Origin of the sequence: Glycomyces buryatensis (assembly GCF_004912275.1) — a bacterium.
Classification (GTDB): Bacteria; Actinomycetota; Actinomycetes; order Mycobacteriales; family Micromonosporaceae; genus Glycomyces; species Glycomyces buryatensis.
In genome coordinates, this window is the sequence record NZ_STGY01000083.1 from 243,584 (window position 1) to 259,972 (window position 16,389).

The 16,389-nt window shown below is 68.8% G+C and carries 16 protein-coding genes; 14 read left to right on the forward strand and 2 right to left on the reverse strand.

Annotation, left to right across the window (positions count from 1 at the left end; translation table 11 throughout):
* The first annotated feature begins 221 nt into the window (after positions 1-221).
* The 12 genes from FAB82_RS25950 to FAB82_RS26000 are packed head-to-tail and all read left to right on the forward strand — an operon-like array spanning position 222 to position 13,389.
* Positions 222-1,457, forward strand: coding sequence for a glycosyltransferase family 4 protein (locus FAB82_RS25950; RefSeq protein WP_136537464.1), 1,236 nt, complete (start codon positions 222-224; stop codon positions 1,455-1,457).
* Complete coding sequence (locus FAB82_RS25955; protein WP_136537465.1) at positions 1,454-2,497, forward strand: polysaccharide biosynthesis protein; 1,044 nt, start codon at positions 1,454-1,456, stop codon at positions 2,495-2,497. Before FAB82_RS25950 ends, FAB82_RS25955 begins: the two co-directional genes overlap by 4 nt.
* Positions 2,494-3,609 carry a polysaccharide biosynthesis C-terminal domain-containing protein gene (locus tag FAB82_RS25960; protein WP_136537466.1) on the forward strand — a complete coding sequence of 372 codons (1,116 nt, stop codon included), beginning with the start codon at positions 2,494-2,496 and terminating at the stop codon, positions 3,607-3,609. Before FAB82_RS25955 ends, FAB82_RS25960 begins: the two co-directional genes overlap by 4 nt.
* Positions 3,606-4,748 carry a non-hydrolyzing UDP-N-acetylglucosamine 2-epimerase gene (gene wecB, locus FAB82_RS25965; protein ID WP_136537467.1) on the forward strand — a complete coding sequence of 381 codons (1,143 nt, stop codon included), beginning with the start codon at positions 3,606-3,608 and terminating at the stop codon, positions 4,746-4,748. The genes FAB82_RS25960 and wecB overlap by 4 nt, the downstream gene beginning before the upstream one ends.
* Positions 4,749-4,753: 5 nt before the next feature.
* On the forward strand, positions 4,754-5,716 hold the full coding sequence (locus FAB82_RS25970; RefSeq protein WP_246039856.1) for a glycosyltransferase: 963 nt from the start codon (positions 4,754-4,756) through the stop codon (positions 5,714-5,716).
* Positions 5,713-6,999, forward strand: coding sequence for an oligosaccharide flippase family protein (locus FAB82_RS25975; RefSeq protein ID WP_168801784.1), 1,287 nt, complete (start codon positions 5,713-5,715; stop codon positions 6,997-6,999). The genes FAB82_RS25970 and FAB82_RS25975 overlap by 4 nt, the downstream gene beginning before the upstream one ends.
* Entirely contained in the window at positions 6,996-7,838 is an 843-nt protein-coding gene (locus tag FAB82_RS25980) for an FkbM family methyltransferase (RefSeq protein ID WP_168801785.1), read from the forward strand. Before FAB82_RS25975 ends, FAB82_RS25980 begins: the two co-directional genes overlap by 4 nt.
* A gap of 44 nt (positions 7,839-7,882) precedes the next feature.
* Positions 7,883-8,866: a CgeB family protein gene (locus FAB82_RS25985; RefSeq protein ID WP_168801786.1), complete on the forward strand. Its 984-nt coding sequence runs from the start codon at positions 7,883-7,885 to the stop codon at positions 8,864-8,866.
* A complete protein-coding gene (locus FAB82_RS25990; protein WP_136537472.1) occupies positions 8,863-10,035 on the forward strand; it encodes a glycosyltransferase family 4 protein in 1,173 nt (390 codons plus the stop codon). Before FAB82_RS25985 ends, FAB82_RS25990 begins: the two co-directional genes overlap by 4 nt.
* Positions 10,032-11,549: a hypothetical protein gene (locus FAB82_RS27350; RefSeq protein WP_168801787.1), complete on the forward strand. Its 1,518-nt coding sequence runs from the start codon at positions 10,032-10,034 to the stop codon at positions 11,547-11,549. Before FAB82_RS25990 ends, FAB82_RS27350 begins: the two co-directional genes overlap by 4 nt.
* Complete coding sequence (locus tag FAB82_RS25995) at positions 11,546-12,628, forward strand: glycosyltransferase family 4 protein (protein WP_168801788.1); 1,083 nt, start codon at positions 11,546-11,548, stop codon at positions 12,626-12,628. Before FAB82_RS27350 ends, FAB82_RS25995 begins: the two co-directional genes overlap by 4 nt.
* Entirely contained in the window at positions 12,625-13,389 is a 765-nt protein-coding gene (locus tag FAB82_RS26000) for a methyltransferase domain-containing protein (protein WP_136537474.1), read from the forward strand. Before FAB82_RS25995 ends, FAB82_RS26000 begins: the two co-directional genes overlap by 4 nt.
* Here the strand turns inward: FAB82_RS26000 and FAB82_RS26005 are convergent.
* Both FAB82_RS26005 and FAB82_RS26010 read right to left on the reverse strand, forming a co-directional pair.
* Positions 13,345-14,019, reverse strand: coding sequence for an FkbM family methyltransferase (locus FAB82_RS26005; protein WP_136537475.1), 675 nt, complete (start codon positions 14,017-14,019; stop codon positions 13,345-13,347). The genes FAB82_RS26000 and FAB82_RS26005 overlap by 45 nt on opposite strands.
* A 28-nt stretch (positions 14,020-14,047) precedes the next feature.
* The gene (locus tag FAB82_RS26010; RefSeq protein WP_136537476.1) at positions 14,048-14,266 is read right to left on the reverse strand and encodes a hypothetical protein; all 219 of its coding nucleotides are present in this window, start codon (positions 14,264-14,266) and stop codon (positions 14,048-14,050) included.
* 98 nt (positions 14,267-14,364) lie between these two features.
* Here FAB82_RS26010 and FAB82_RS26015 point away from each other — a divergent pair, with 98 nt between their 5' ends.
* Together FAB82_RS26015 and FAB82_RS26020 are read left to right on the forward strand one after the other, a co-directional pair.
* On the forward strand, positions 14,365-15,768 hold the full coding sequence (locus tag FAB82_RS26015; protein WP_136537477.1) for a tyrosine-protein kinase domain-containing protein: 1,404 nt from the start codon (positions 14,365-14,367) through the stop codon (positions 15,766-15,768).
* The gene (locus FAB82_RS26020; RefSeq protein WP_136537478.1) at positions 15,740-16,384 is read left to right on the forward strand and encodes an arsenate reductase/protein-tyrosine-phosphatase family protein; all 645 of its coding nucleotides are present in this window, start codon (positions 15,740-15,742) and stop codon (positions 16,382-16,384) included. The genes FAB82_RS26015 and FAB82_RS26020 overlap by 29 nt, the downstream gene beginning before the upstream one ends.
* Positions 16,385-16,389 lie beyond the last annotated feature (5 nt).

Here is a 16,389-nt window from a genome sequence, read left to right on the forward strand (position 1 = left end):
TGCCGGTCGACGCCTTGCCGCCCGCTTCCCTAGACGTTTTGACGCGCACATTGAACAAATTCCTCCAAAGTCGAGTGTTCTGCCTACTAGCGACACTGCTCAACTTATAGTCCCTTCTACGCAAAAGGGTCTGAATACTTCGGTTGGTGGGCGACGGAAAGGGCACAGCGGTCGTGTCGGATGGAACGAGAACTGCTTTCGGAAATCCTGAACGTGAAGGGATGCGGCTGGGTGTCATCAGCCCCTGTTACGACCCCGAGACCGGTTCGGCGGCAGTCGCCGGAGGGATCTGCCGTTCCCTCGCAAAGCTCGGCCACGACGTGCATGTGCTCACCGGTTTCCCCAACTACCCGACCGGCGCGATCTATCCCGGCTACCAGATGAAGCGCTACCTCTACGAGCACCGGGCCGGCGTGCACGTCCACCGGGTCCCCCTGCTGCCGAGCCACGACCGCTCGGCTCTCAGACGGGCACTCACCTACCTGTCCTTCGCGGCTTCGGCGTCCGCGAAGTGGAACGTCCTGCGCTCGATGGACGCCTGGCTGGTGATCTCCTCGCAAGCCACGGTGGCCTTCCCGGCCATCCTTGCGCGGCGGCTCTTCGGCCGCCCTTACGTGCTCTACATACAGGACCTGTGGCCCGATACCGTCCTCGCAAGCGGGTTCATCCGCCAGGGCCGACTGCTCGACCTGACGGCGCGCGCCATCAGCGGGTTCTGCGAGGCCTCCTATCAACGGGCCTCGGCCGTCGCCGTGACCGCTCCGGGGATGGCCGCCGTCCTGCGCCAGCGGAGCGTCCCCCCGGAGAAGATCACGGTGGTGCCCAACTGGGTCGACGAGGGGATCTTCCGTCCCGTTCCCCGCGATGAGCGACTGGCAGCCGAAACCGGCCTCGACGGGTTCGTCGTCATGTACGCCGGCAGCCTCGGAGATGTTCAGGGTCTCGAGACCGCCATCAAGGCACTGAAGTTCCTTCCCGATCTGCCCGACCTCCGCTTGGCGTTCGTCGGCAGCGGTGTCGCAGAGGCGAGGCTGCGCGCGCTGGCAGAAGGGGACGAGCGGGTGCGCTTCCTCGGTTCCCACCCCGTCGAGCGCACGGTGCAGCTCATGGCGCTCAGCGACGTCCAGCTGGTCAGCCTGCAGGACCGACCGCCGTTTCACCACATCCTGCCCAGCAAGCTTCAGGCCGCGATGGCCTGCGGAAAACCGATCATCGCCTCCGCCCCCGGCGATGCCGCGCGCGCCGTCCTCGAGTCGCGCGCCGGTCTCGTGGCGCCTCCTGGCGACCCCGCTGAACTTTCATCGGCCATGCGACTGCTGCACGGCTTCAATCCCCTGATCCGCGAGGCGATGGGGCACTTCGGAAGGGAGTACTACATGGACGAGATGTCGGCTCAAGTGGGCGGCTCGAGGCTGTCGGACCTCGTGACCTATGCGCTCGGAGGGAACCGGGGATGAAGGAGGATCTGGCTGGCAAGACGGTGCTCATCACCGGCGGCACAGGAACGTTCGGCAAGACGATGGTCGCTCGGCTGCTCGCCTCCGACTGCGCCGAGATAAGGGTGCTGAGCCGCGACGAGGCCAAGCAGGACGACATGCGGCTGCGGCTCCGCGACGAACGGCTGCGCTTCTACATCAGCGACGTCCGCGACCACGACGGTGTCCTGCGTGCCTGCACGGGCGCGGACCACGTCTTCCATGCCGCGGCGTTGAAGCAGGTGCCCTCCGGCGAATTCTTTCCGCTCGAGGCGGTGCGCACCAACGTCATGGGCAGCGCGAACGTCATCGACGCCGCACGGGCCGCGAACGTGCGCAGCGTGGTCTGCCTCAGCACCGACAAGGCCGTGTACCCGATCAACGCGATGGGCATGTCGAAGGCGCTCATGGAAAAGGTCGCCCAGGCCTACGCCCGCATGGTGTGCACTGGTGACACGGTCGTCTCGCTGGTGCGTTACGGCAACGTGCTGTGCTCACGCGGCTCGGTGGTACCGGCGTTCGTGCGGCTCATCAAGCAAGGGTCGCCGCTGACCATCACCAACCCGAACATGACGCGCTTCCTCATGTCGATCAATGATGCGATCCGACTGGTGGAACACGCATTCAACGCCTCACGACCCGGCGATCTCTACGTGCACAAGGCCCCGGCGAGCACCGTCGAGGACATCGCGCGGGCGGTGGCGCGCATCTTCGATGTCGAGCTCAAAGCCGACATCATCGGCACCCGCCACGGCGAGAAGCTGTTCGAGACGCTGGTGGGCGACGAGGAGTCCGCGCGGGCGGAGGACCAAGGCGAGTTCTTCCGAATTCCACTCGACCAGCGGGGTTTGAACTACTTGCCGACCGGCGGCAGCGGCCGTGGAGCTCCGGAAGCAACTGCCGTGGGCTACACCTCCCACAATGCCAGGAGACTCGACGAGGACGCCGTCGTCAAGCTCCTGCTGCAGACCCCGGAGTTCCGGTCCGAGATGCCGACCCAGCGCGTCCCGGAGACGGTATGAGGATCGCCGTCACCGGACCCGAGGGATTCCTCGGCTGGCATCTGCGCTGCCTGGCATTCAGCCGCGGCATCGCATGCGTCCCCATCGCCAGGTCGCTGCTCGGCGACCCGGAGCGGCTCGACGCCGCACTCGACGGCGTCGACGCCGTCATTCACTGCGCAGGCGTCAATCGCGGCACCGATGCGGAGGTCACCGACGGCAATGCCGAGGCGGCCGGCCGCCTCGCCGAAGCCGTGCGGCGCCTCGATCGTCCGGTGCGGGTGGTCTACGCCGATTCGGTCCGCCGCAGTGACGACACCGCTTACGGGCGGGCCAAGCGCCGTGCCGCGGCGACGCTCGCCGGGACCGGTGACACCGCAGCGGCGTTCTCGGACGTCGTCCTGCCCAATCTGTACGGCGAGCACGGGCGGCCGCACTACAACTCGTTCGTTGCGACCTTCTGCCACGAGTTCGCCCAGGGACGGCGTCCGACGGTCGTCCAAGACGGCGAAGTCGCGCTGCTGCACGCCCAGGAGGCGGCTGCAGTGCTGCTCGAGGAGGCGGGCGCGTCGGGGCGCCGGTTCGTCGAGCCGAAAGGCGAGCCGCGATCGGTGACCGAGACGGCGGCACTGTTGGAGGAGTTCGAAGTCGAATACCGGGACGGCAATCTGCCGGAGCTCACCGGCCGGTGGCGGACCACGCTGTTCAACACCTACCGTTCGCACCTGTTCCCCGCCCGCTATCCGGTACCGCTCACGCAGCACGTCGACGGCCGCGGCGCGCTCGTGGAATGCGTCAGAGTCTCCGCTGCCGGGGGCCAGGCGTTCGTCTCCTCGACCGTCCCCGGGGCGGCGCGAGGCGAACACGTGCACTTGCGAAAGTTCGAGCGCTTCGTGATCGTGTCGGGGAAAGCCGAGATCGCCGTGCGCCGGCTCTTCTCCGACCGCATCGTGCGGTTCCAGGTCGACGGCGCCGATCCCGTGGCCGTGGACATGCCGACGATGTGGGCGCACCGGCTGACGGCGTTCGGGGACCAACCGGCCCTGGGGTTCTTCTGGAGCAACGAGCGGTACACACCGTACGACGCCGACACCTTCGCCTGCCCGGTCGACGACCCGAGCGAGGCGACATGACCAAAGTGCTCACCTTCGCCGGGACGCGGCCCGAGCTCATCCGCCTGTCGCGGGTGATCGACCGTCTCGCGGCCACGCTCGACCACAAACTGGTCCACACCGGCCAGAACTGGGACCCGCTGCTGCGCGACGTCTTCTTCGCGGAACTAGGGCTGCCCGAGCCGGACCACCAGTTCGCCGTGGACCCGTCCACGCTCGGGCGCGCCCTCGCCGACATCCTCGTGAACGCCGAGCAGGCCATCGCCGCCGAGCGGCCCGACGCGGTCCTCGTGCTCGGCGACACCAACAGCTGCATCGCGGCGCTCATGGCCCGCAGGATGCGGATCCCGGTCTACCACATGGAGGCCGGTAACCGGTGCTTCGACCTGAACGTGCCTGAAGAGACCAACCGGAGCCTCATCGACCATGTCGCCGACTTCAACCTGGTCTACACCGAACACGCGCGACGGAACCTGCTCGCCGAGGGGATCCATCCGCAGCGGATCCTCCTGACCGGTTCCCCGATGCGCGAGGTCCTGGACCACCATCGCGCCTCGATCGCGGCCTCGGACGTGCTGCGCCGGCTCGGCGTCCGCAGCGGCGAGTACTTCGTGGCCAGCGCCCACCGGGAGGAGAATGTCGACGATCCCGGCCGGTTGCTGAGCCTCATCGCCTGCCTTCGCTCGGTGCACGTCAAGTGGGACCTGCCCGTACTGGTGTCGACCCATCCTCGGACCCGCAAACGGATCCAAGACCTGGTCGCCGACGCCGAACTCGACGGCGTGACGTTCTGCGAGCCGTTCGGCTTCTTCGACTACATACGGCTGCAACAGGAGGCGCGCTGCGCGCTCTCGGACAGCGGCACCGTCAGCGAGGAGTCGGCGATCCTGGGCTTTCCGGCGGTGACGCTCCGAGACTCAATCGAGCGGCCCGAATCGCTCGACGCCGGGTCGATCGTCGCCACCGGGCTCGATCCGGCCGGGGTGGTCGAAGCGGTCGCGACCGTGGTCGCGCAGCACTCCCGGGAACCGGTCGGCTGCGCCGCGGAGTACGAGATCGACGACACCTCCAGGCGCGTCGTCAACTTCATCCTGTCGACGGTTCGCAGGCACCACGAATGGGCCGGGATCCGCACACGAACAGAGAGGACGGTGCATTGAGCGGAGTGCTCCTCGACACCGCCGGGGGCGGCGTCGGCGGCGCCGCCCGCTGGCGGCGCGAGCTCGACGACTACCTCGCCGGCGCCACGACGCGGCCAACCGTGATCGGACGTTCGCAGTACCTGACTCCGGCCTGGCTGGTCCGTCGCGAGTCGAAGGCCAGAGGCGCCGACGTCGTCGTGGCGGCGAACTCGGCCTCGTTCGCCCTCAGCGGCACGCAACGCCGGGTGCTGCTGCGTAACGCCCTGCACTTCCTGTATCCGCATGAGGAGCACCTGCTGCGGCCGATGCCGCGCAGTTTCAAGGCCCAGATCCCGGTGATCCGCGGGCTGCTGTCCCGGGCGGACCTGATCGTCGCGCCCACTTCGGTGATGGCGGAGCGGGTCGTACACCACGTGCGCGGGGTGCGCGGCCGGATCGTGGTCCGCGCCCATCCGACGAGTCCCGCCGGGCCTCGGCGTCCCACCGACCGGCCGTTCGTGCTCGTGCCGGTCATGCCTGCCCCGTATAAGGATCTGGTGTCGGAGTTGCGGGCCCTGCTGGAGGCGGTCGACCGCACCGGGCGGGATCTGCGGGTCGTGGTCACCGCCGCCCCGGAGCAGCTGCCGACGGACGTCGCCGCCCACCCGACGGTGGAAGCACTCGGGACGGTGCCGACGGCCACTACGGCTCGACTGTGGAGGTCGGCGGCGGCCGCGTTCTTCCCGTGCACTGTGGAGGCGTTCGGCTATCCGCTCGCGGAGGCCAGGGTCCACGGCGTGCCGGTGCTGTCGCCGGACGGCCCGCAGGCCCGCGAGATCGCCGGCCGCACCCTGGTCCCCTATCGGTCGGGTGACCGCAACAGCCTGGCCGACGCTCTGGAGCAATGCGCCGAGCCGGTCGTGCCCGAGCCCCGCGCCTTCGACGCCGAGGCCTACTTCCGGTGGCTGCTGGGGGAGTCCACCGAAGCCAAGGGCGGCAGGACATGACCGCTTCGACCGGGATCCGCGGCGGTTTCGCCCGATCGGTGGCCACCACGGCGGCGTGCAATGTGGCCACCGCCGTGGCGTCCGGCGTGGCGGGGATCCTCATCGCCCGGGCGCTCGGCCCGTCGCTTCGCGGCGAATACGCGGCGATCATGGCCTGGTTCGCAGTCGTCCTAGTCGTCGGCCAGCTGGGCCAGACCGCCGCCACAACGTACTTCGTGGCCCGGGTTCCCGATCGCGCCCGCGACTACCTCGCGACGTCGCGCAACCTCATGGTGGCCTCGGGCTCGGTCACGCTCCTGGCCGGAATCGCTTGCGCCCCGCTGCTGGCGCCAGAGGACGACACCGTGGTGCTGGCCTACCGGCTGATGTTCGCCACCTGCCTCGCCAGCTTCGCGGGAGCGGGCTACGTGTTCGCGCTGCACGCCGCCCGACTGCCCCGCTGGAATCTGGTCCGGATCATGCAGCCGCTCGCGTTCCTCGCCGTCGTCGGCGTGCTGCACCTGTCCGACGAACTCGACCTGCTGACCGTGGCGGCGGCGCTGTCGGCGACGGTGGTGGCGCAGTCGATTCTGGCCTATGTGCTGTGCCGGGGCCTCGGGCTGACCGGCGGCCGCAGCGAGTCGGCGCTGGCCGCGCCCATGTGCCGTTATGGACTCTCGCAGCTCGCCGGAAGCGTCCCCGCGGCGATCACCGCCCGCCTCGACCAGATCGTGCTCTCGTTCCTCGCGGCCTCTGCGGCGCTCGGCAACTACGCCGTGGCCGTCTCGCTCACCGCCATCGCCGTGCCGCTCGTCGCCGCATTCGGCAACGTCGCGTTTCCTCGGCTGGCGTCCCGGGTCGGTGCCGCGTCGCGCCTCGACGCAATGCAACGGCAGACGCTACTGGCCAGCGCCGCGGTCGGAGTCGTGGTGACGGTGCCGCTGGTCGTGCTGGCCCCGACACTGATCCCCGCGCTGTTCGGACCCGGGTATGCCGAGGCGATCCGCTTGCTGTGGCTGCTCGCGCCCGGCGGGGTCCTGCTCGCCTGCGCCCAGGTCGGCGCCGACCTGCTGCGTGGCCACGGTCGGCCGCTGGACGTCGCACAGGCGCAGTGGATCGCCGCCATCGTCATGATCGTGCTGCTCGTCGCTCTGGTCCCGACATGGGGGGCCATGGGCGCCGCGGTCGCTTCGAGCGCGGCCGCCGCCACTGCGCTGCTCCTCATGCTCCGTTCGCTGGCCCGGAACAGCTCCGCAGCCGAGCCCGAACTTGCCACAACCGAACTCACCAGGAGGACGCGATGACACCGACACGACAGACGGCGACCTGGGCCGTCGACACGCTCGGCGCCGTGATCGGACGGCGGCAATTGGTGCGAGCCGCGCGCTTCGCACTGCACCGCGCCCGACTCGATGTGCCGAACGATCCCAACCGCAACGGCGAATACGCACTCCAACGCTGGATGCTCGACGCGACCCGGCCGGACGCGCCGATCACGGTGCTCGACGTGGGCGCCAACGTCGGCGCCTGGTCGCAGTCCCTGCTGCGACAGGCCGCGCTCACGGGGCGACTCGAGCGGCTGCGCTTGCACGCCTTCGAACCCGCTGGGCACACCCATCAATTGCTCTCCGAGCGGATCGGTGAGCAGGCGCAGGTCAACCGGCTCGCTGTGTCCGATCTCTGCGGGACAGCGACCCTGCACGTGGTGGCTCCCGGAGCCGGGACCAATTCGCTGCATGGCGACCTGGTTGCGCCCATGTCCACCGAGAAGGTCGAGACCACCACTGTGGATGCCTACATCCGAAACCAAAACATCAAGCATGTCGACCTGATCAAAGTGGATACCGAGGGACACGACTTCGCTGTCCTCTCAGGCTGTCTGCGCACACTGCAGACCCGGGCCGTCTCACTCGTGCAGTTCGAGTACAACCACCGCTGGATACAGGCCCGTCAATATCTCAAGGATGCGTTCGAGCTGTTGGAGCCGCTCGGCTACCGGATCGGGAAGCTCACGCCACGCGGCATGGAGCCCTATCTGGGATGGGACCCGGACCTGGAGACCTTTGTCGAAGGGAACTACCTCGCCGCCACCCCCGAGACCGCCAACCGGCTGCCGCAGGTCGCATGGTGGAAGCCACGCTGACGGCGCTGCTGCCGAATCCATTGACGCCAAGAATGGAGAACACCATGCACATTGGAATGATCGGCCGCCGCGGCCCCGACACGTTTCAGGCCAACATCGGCGACGGCCTGGTGGCCATGGGCCACCGAGTGACATATCTGGGCCTCGGCCGACCCCAGGTCAAGAGTCGCATCGTGAACCGGGCCGCCGACCTCGCGGCGTTGGCCGTGGACCGGCTTGACGAGCGCCTCCAGCGCGGCCTGGTGCGCACCGCCCTCGAGTCCGAGTGCGACGCTGTCATCAACACCTATGGCGGCCTGGCGGCCGGCACCGTCGCCGCGCTGCGCCGCCACGGACTGCCCGTGGCCCTGTGGTTTCCCGACGCTGTGTCGAACCTCGGCCGGCAAACGATGCTCATGGCGCCGTACTCGGCAATCTTCTTCAAGGACGAGCTGCTGGTCAGGCGGCTGCGAGACACACTCGGTCTGCCCGTGTGGTACCTCCCTCAAGGCTGCAATCCGCGCTGGCACCGACCGATCGGCGAACCGGGGGCCAGGCGCGTCATAGCCGTGGTCGGCAACTGCTACCCGAGTCGTGCGGTGCTGCTGCAACGGTTGCACGATGCCGGCATTCCCCTCGTGATCTATGGCGCCAGGCCGCCCAAGTGGGTTCACGGCTCACTGCCGCTGCGGGCCCACACCGGATTCCCAGTGGTGGCCAAAGAAAAGGCGAGGGTCTTCCGAGAAGTGGCCGGAGTACTGAACAACCTCCACCCGGCCGAGATGGACGGCGTCAACGCCCGCCTGTTCGAGGCCACCGGATCAGGAGCGGCCGTGCTGTGCGAGCGACGCCCCTCACTCGGTGACCTGTTCGATCTCGACTCTGAGGTCCTGCCGTTCACCGACTTCGACGAACTGGTACACCAGGCCAAGCGCCTCCTCGACGACTCGGACCTGACACGGCAGATCGGCGACGCGGCCAGCAAGCGCGCCCATGCCGAGCACACCTACGAGCAGCGCCTCCCGGAAGTCCTGGAGCGCCTGTCATGACCGCGGCATTGCGGGCGCAGCGCGATGAGCCGGTGCGCGCCGCCCTCGTCCTCGACCATCCCGCGCAGTACTTCGCGCCCGCCTTCCGGCTCCTGGCGGCCGACCCTAGGCTCCGCACCCGCGTCTACTACTGGAACCACGCCCCCGACGGCACCTACGACCCGGGGTTCGCCCGCCACGTCCGATGGAACACCGACCTGCACGGCGGATACGACTGGTGGTCCTCCTCGCGCCCGGCATCCGACTTGGGCCGTGCCGCGGATCTGCTGCGGCACCTCGGCCGCGACCGACCCGAGGCCGTCCTGTGCTTCGGATGGGCGACCCCGGCGGCGCGCCTGGGCATCGTGCACGCCGCGGCCACCCGAACGCCGCTGCTCTACTTCGGCGACACCAATCCGCGATCACCGGTGAAGGGCCGCCTCCGGCGCCTCCGCGGCCTCCTGCTGCGCGTCATGTTCCGCATCGCGGCCGGCGCCGTCGCAACGGGCGCATTTAACCGCGAGTTCTATCTCGCCCACGGGATGGCGCCCGACCGCGTCCATCCAGGCGTCTGCCCCGCCTACGTCGACCGGTTCGCGGCGGCGCAGCGCGTCCCCCGCCGCATCGAGGAGGCCCGGCCGGTCGTCATCGGATTCGCGGGAAAGTTCACCCGGGTCAAGGGGGTCGAAGACCTGGTAGCCGCCGCGCGACTGCCCCGCGACGAGCCGTGGGAACTGCGGCTCATCGGCGACGGTCCACAGCGGCCGGAGATCGAGGCGCTGGTGGACGAGCACGGCCTGCGCGGCAGGGTCCGGTTCCTCGGTTTCAAGAACACCGACGAGCTGCCCGCACTCTTCAGTGACATCGACATCATGGTCATGCCCTCGCGCTTCGAGCCCCGCGGCCTCGTGGCGATCGGGGCCATGGCCGCCGGCGCCGCAGTGATCGTCAGCTCGGCCACCGGCGTCTGGGAACCGGGGGACGCCGTCGAACACGACCGGTCCGGACTGGTGTTCCCCGCCGCCGACGTCGACGCGCTCGCCCAGTGCCTGCAGCGGCTCATGAGCGATGGAGCGCTGCGAACCCGATTGGCACGCGAGTCACAGGCGCGTGTCGTCGACCTGGGACCCGACGGCTTCGCCGCCACCGCGGCCGCCGCCCTCCTCACCGTTGCGAAGGACCGCCGATGACACTCCTGGACGCGTCGGCGCCGACGCCCACCCGATCGCACAAGGCCAGACTGCTCGGTGTCGTCGCGCTGGCGGTGGCGGCTGGAGCGATGTTGCTGCCAAGCGGATTCTTCCCGCTGGGCGTCCGCGACGAGCTGGTGGTCCGGGCCTTGTCGGTCACCCTGCTGGCGTTCGCGGCGCTCCTGCTGATCACCGGCCTCCCCGGCAACGAACAGGGGATCAGCCGCTGGAGGCTCGGGCCCTGGTATCTGCTGTGGTCGGGCCTCGCCTTCGGGCTGGCGTCCCTGACCTGGTTGGGGCCGCAGACCGGCTCGGCCACCCGGATCGCCCTGCCCAGCGTCGTGGAGGGACTGGGAGTGCTGGGGCTGGGCATCGTGGCCTGGACCGCGGGATATGTGCTCGGTCCGCCCCGCGGACTCCGCGACGCGGCCAGGAGCGGCCTGTCGACGGTGCTGCGCGGCACCGGCACCACCGTCCGCGGCGGCCTGCTGCCTTGGGCGTTCTACGCGGTCGGCTCGGCCGCCCGGCTCACCGGGGCGCTCCTCACCAACAGGTTCGGCTATGTCGGTGACCCGAGCGAGCTGGTCACCTCCGCGAACGCCTACAGCCAACTGCTGAGCCTGCTGTCCACATTCGCGCTCTTCGGCATCGCGGCCGCGGCGTACCGCGTCTTCAACCCGGCGATCCGCAGCGGCAACATCACACTGTGGACACTGGTCGCCGCCGAGGTCGCCGTCGGAGCCGTCGCCGGCAGCAAGGGCGCGGTCTTGCTGGCGCTGGCAGCGGTTCTCATTCCCTATGGCGCACTGCGGGGCCGGATGCCGCTCAAAACGCTCCTGATCGGCGCCGTGCTGTTCCTCTGGATCGCCGTCCCGTTCAACGACGCCTACCGCCAGGCGGTCCGCGGCGACGTGAATTTGACTCCCTCGGAGGCCGTCACCGCCGCGCCGCAGATCCTGACCGACACCATGACGGCCAAGTCGCCGGTCGAGACGGTCGGCGATTCCGCGGAATCCATGCTCAGGCGCGTCCGCGAGATCGACAGCATCGCGATCATCACTCAGCTGACGCCAGAAACGATCGCCTACCGCAGTCCGTGGGAGTTCGCGGTCGCTCCCGCGGTGGGGCTCGTGCCGCGCGTGATCTGGCCCGACAAACCGATCTTCGCCAACGGCTACGAGTTCTACCAGGAGTACTACGGGGGTTCCCGCACCACATACACCTCCACGGCGATCACCGGCCTTGGCGACCTGTACCGGCATGGCGGACTGTGGACGGTGGCGGCGGGGATGATCATGCTCGGAGTCGGATGCCGACTCTTCGACCTCGTGATCCGACCCGAAGCCGATCCGCGGGCGCTGTGCTTCACCATCTGCTTCCTGCCCGTCGTCGTCAAGTCCGAGATCGACATCGGCCTGCTGCTCACCGGTATCCCCGGCGGCATCCTCGTCGCCGTCGTCGGAGCCCGACTGATATGCCGCCGCAGCCCGATCACCGCCGAGGAGAGCCGATGAAACGCACCGTCCTACTCGTTGCCCCGTCCCGCGGCCTCGGCGGCGGCATCGAACGCTACGCCGCCGCCATCGAGGCCACCCTGCAGACCAGCGGGATCGCCTGCAGGCGAATGGATCTGCGCGCCCCCGATCGACTCGGGGGATTGACCTCCAAGGCCCGGTTCCTCGGCGAGGTCGGCCGGGCGGTCCGGTCGAGCAGCACCCCCACCCGGCTCGTCCTGGCCCATCGCAACCTGCTGCCCGTCGTCTATCCGGCGGCCCGACAGCGCCACTACGAGGGCACGACCGTGATCCTCCACGGACACGAGACCTGGTCGGACCAGCGGCGACGGGCGTGCCGGATCATGCGCCGCGCCGATGTGCGCGTCGTCGCCGGCAGCAGTTTCACCGCCGGCGCCATCGCCCCGGTCTGCCGCGCGGGTGTGCTCCACCCGGGCATCGCCGCCGACTGGTACCGGACGCTCGTCGACGCGGCACGACCCGAACGCGCGCATACCGGACGCTTCGACCTGGTCACCGCATTCCGCCTCGGGGACTGGAAAAGCAAGGGGCTGCCGACCCTCCTCGAAGCGCTCGAGCTGCTCGGCGACGACCGCGTCCAGCTCACCGTCTGCGGGACCGGGGAGGTCCCGTCCGATCTGCGCGACGCGCTCGCCGCGCGCCCGTGGGCCACGCTCGCACCGAATCTCACCGACGGCGAACTCGCCGAGCGACTGGGGCGAGCGGACCTGTTCGTGCTGGCCACCCGTACCCGGTCTGGAGCGTCCGCGAGCGGAGAGGGATTCGGGCTGGCGATGCTGGAGGCGCAGCTTGCGGGAACGCCGGTCGTTGCCCCCGCATACGGGGGCAGTCACGACGCGTTCCAGCAGGGATTCACCGGACTGTCCCCTGTCGACGAGTCGCCGCAGGCGCTCAGATCGGCGATCGCGACGATCCTGGACGACGACCGTCTGCGATCACGCATGGCGCGGGCCGCGGCCGCGTGGTCGCGGAATCGATTCGACCCGGCCCACTACTCCGAGCAGCTGATACGAACGCTCCTCGGCAATTGCAACGACAAGATCGGAGACTACCGATGAATGCCAACAAAACCCTGGGACGCCAGGTGCAAGCGATCCCGGTGGTGGGTCCGGCACTCGCCCGAACCGTCATTGCGGTCCGCGACGGCCGGTTCCCCGGATCGGCCCAGTACTGGGAGCAGCGTTACGCACGCGGTGGCGGCTCGGGGGAGGGGTCGCGCGGCATGCTCGCCGAAAGCAAGGCGAAGGTGCTGAATCGACTCGTCGCCGAGCAACGCTTCGAGTCCGTCATCGAGTTCGGCTGCGGCGACGGAGACCAGCTCGCACTCGCCGACTATCCCCGATACCTCGGGCTCGACGTGTCGCCCACGACGCTGCGGCGCACCATCGCCAGATTCACGGACGATCCCTCGAAGAGCTTCGCGCTCTATGACCCGGAATGTTTCGCCGACCGCGCCGGACTCGTCACCGCCGACCTGGCCCTCTCGCTGGACGTGATCTACCACCTCGTCGAAGACCATGTCTACGAACTGCACCTGCGGCACGTCTTCGCCGCCGCCCGCCGACAGGTGGTCCTGTTCACGAGCGACGCCGACGATCCCTGCGTTGCAGGGACGTTCGCGCCCCACGTCCGCCATCGGCCGGTGGCCCGGGACGTCGCGGAGCGCTTCCCCGAATGGCGACTGCGTGAACGCATCGAGAACCCGCACGCCTACCGCAAGGTGGGCCCGTCGGGCTCGTTCGCCGACTACTTCGTCTACGAGCCCGACGGCGCCTCAGCCGAAACGGCCCGGAGCGACGGCGAACAGGTCCGTCGGTGACTCGGCAGGAGGGTCGAGCGGATGCAGCCGTCCACGGCCGTCGGGCCGCATGAAGGTGTAGCCGTGCTCGCGGAGCAGCTCGGCCACCGGAACCCGGGACGCGGAGAGCAGACGTCGGCTCATGGAGTTCCATTCCAGTTGCAGCACAGCGATGCGCCGCTCGCTCAGGGCCCTTTGGGCGCCCTCGAGGACGAGCCGCTCCGCGCCCTCCACATCGACCTTCACGCCGGCGGCGCACCGGTCGCCGAGCACGTTGTCGAGCGTGTCGACCGCGATCTCCTCTCCAGGCTGGTCTCCGTCGCGCACCAGGTGATTCATCGCGTCATTGCCGCTGGTGAGACGCATCCGGCCGGGACGGTCGGCCAGTCCGCACTGGAGCACGGTGATCGGGAAGTCGTTGAGCGCGACGTTGCGCCGCAACCGCTCCGCGGCCGCCGAGCCGGGCTCCACGGCGAAGACCGTCGCACCGCGGTCCCCGGCCCACAGGGCGTAGGCGCCGACATTGCTCCCGACGTCGATGAACAGGTCGCCGGGGCTGAGCAGCCGCCGCCACGCCTGCATCTCGTTCCAGTCCGGTGGATTCGCATAGCGCGCACTTTCGACGCCGCCGTCACGTGCAGCTCCTCCCACATGCGCCCCCGCTCACCGATCCCGGTGATCACGGGGCGGCCAGGCGGGCCCGAACCTGGAAGTCGATGGCCCGGTGCACGGCGGCCAGGCGCCGATCGCGGTTGGCCGGATGGCTCCAGACGAATTCGAGCACCCCCCGGGCTTTGGCGAGTGCGCTCTTGGGCGTCTCGACGGCGGTGCCCGTCTCGCGTCGCTCGGATTCGTGCCGACCGTCGTGACGGCGAGGCATGGGGCCGTGCTGGTTCATCGCGGTTCCCTCCAGTAAATCTTCGTGAATGACATATAACAGAACGAATGCTGCTTAATATTCCAATCTAGATTCATTGCTCATTGGGGGATTCCGAAGTGGACTTGCGTTCGGGACTACGACTACTACGAGATAACTGGCTGCTGATCATTGCGGCCACCGTCATCGCCGTCGCTACGGCCGGCATCGTCACTTCGAACCAGACGCCGCAGTATTCGTCGCGCGTCACGTTCTTCATTTCCGCGTGGGCCGATCCGGAGGACCCGGCCTCTGCTTACCAGGGCAGCCTGCTTTCCGAGCAGAAGGTCAAGTCGTACGCCGAACTGCTGCGCACCCGCCGCGTCATGGACAGCGTCATCGACGACCTGTCGCTCGACCTCAGCGCCGACGAACTCACGGCGAAGGTCGCCACGGCCGTCGTGCCCGACACCTCGTTGCTCGAGGCCACGGTCACCGATCCCTCGCCCGAGACCGCCCAGGAGATCGCCCGATCGATCGGCGACCAGTTCGCGACGATCGTTCCGACGTTGGAGAGTTCGTCGGGCGCGGGGCGGGCGGCTGTCAACGTCGCGGTTGTCAACGACGCCGAGCTGGCGACGGTCCCCGTGAGCCCCAGGCCGGTCAGGAACCTCGTGCTGGCGGGGATCATCGGACTGCTCGCGGGCGTCGGGCTCGCCGCGGCCAGGCGCGCGCTCGACACCACGATCAAGACCGCTGAGGAACTGGAACGGCGCGCCGGTGTGCCGACGCTCGGCACCGTCGCCGCCGACCGGAAGATGACAAAGACGCCACTGATCGTGAGCGATCCCCACGGCCTCCGAGCCGAGGAGATCCGAAGGATCCGAACCAACCTGCAGTTCGTCGACGTCGACCGTCCGCACAAGGTGATCCTCGTTTCCGGCGCGCTCGGCGGCGAGGGCAAGACCACCACGGCCTGCAACCTCGCGATCGCGATGGCGGAGACCGGCAAGCGCGTCATCCTCATCGACGCCGATCTGCGAAAGCCCAGGGCGGCGACCTTCCTCGGCCTGCCGATCGGTGCCGGACTGACCGACGTCCTGGTAGGTGCCACCTCATTGGACGCAGCGGAGCAGGTGTGGGGAGAGGAGTTCCTCACGGTCCTTTCGAGCGGTTCCACCGCACCGAATCCCAGCGAGCTGCTCGGTTCGCAGCACATGCGCGACCTCCTCGACGAACTGCGGGAGACCTACGACATTGTGGTGGTGGACGGGCCCCCGCTCCTCAGGGTCGCGGACGCTGCGGCGACCGCCGCCGCCTGCGACGGCGTACTCCTGGTGGTGCGGCATGGCCGAACCCGCCAGGACCAGCTGCGAGAGTCGCTCGAATCGCTCCGCAACGTCAAAGCACCGGTCCTGGGAACCGTGCTCAACTTCGCTCCGGCGCCGAGTCACAAGTCCTATGGATACGGCAACCTCAATACCCAGCGGCGGCCTCTGGCGGAGGTGAAGACGAATGCCACCGACGTTCACGCAAGTCGCTGATGCCGAGCCGCTTCGGCCGTTCGGCATCCTCTACGTGTGCAGCGCCAACCTATGCCGCTCCGTGCTCGCCGAGCGGCTGACGCGCCTCTGGATCGAGAACCGGCCCGGCCTCTCCAGCGACCGGTTCACCGTCTCGAGTGCGGGCACCGATGCCACACCCGGCAACGAGATGCCACGCAGTGTCGCGCGATACCTGCAGCAGCGGGGCGCCAGTACCGATTCGTTCGCCTCTCGGCGACTGAGCCCGAGGCTCGTGGAGCAGGCCGACATGGTGCTCACCGCGTCCCGCCTCGAGCGCGATCGCGTCATCGCCACGGTACCGACCGCACGCTCCCGCACGTTCACCATCAAGGAGCTCGCCCGCCTGGCACCGCGGGCTGCGACCGATGAGACCGGGTCCGCGCTCGACATCGGCACGCAGGCCCGGTACATCATGGCGACGGCATTGACACTGCGCGGCCGGATCGCCGACCATGACGGCCGCGACGACGACGTGCCCGATCCCACTAGAGGCCGCAGGTCCTTCAATCGCTGCGCCGCGAGCGTCGACTCCGCTGTGGACACGATCCTGGAAGTGTTCGCGATCTCGTCCAATGTGTCTTCAGAAGTCGTTTGAGATGT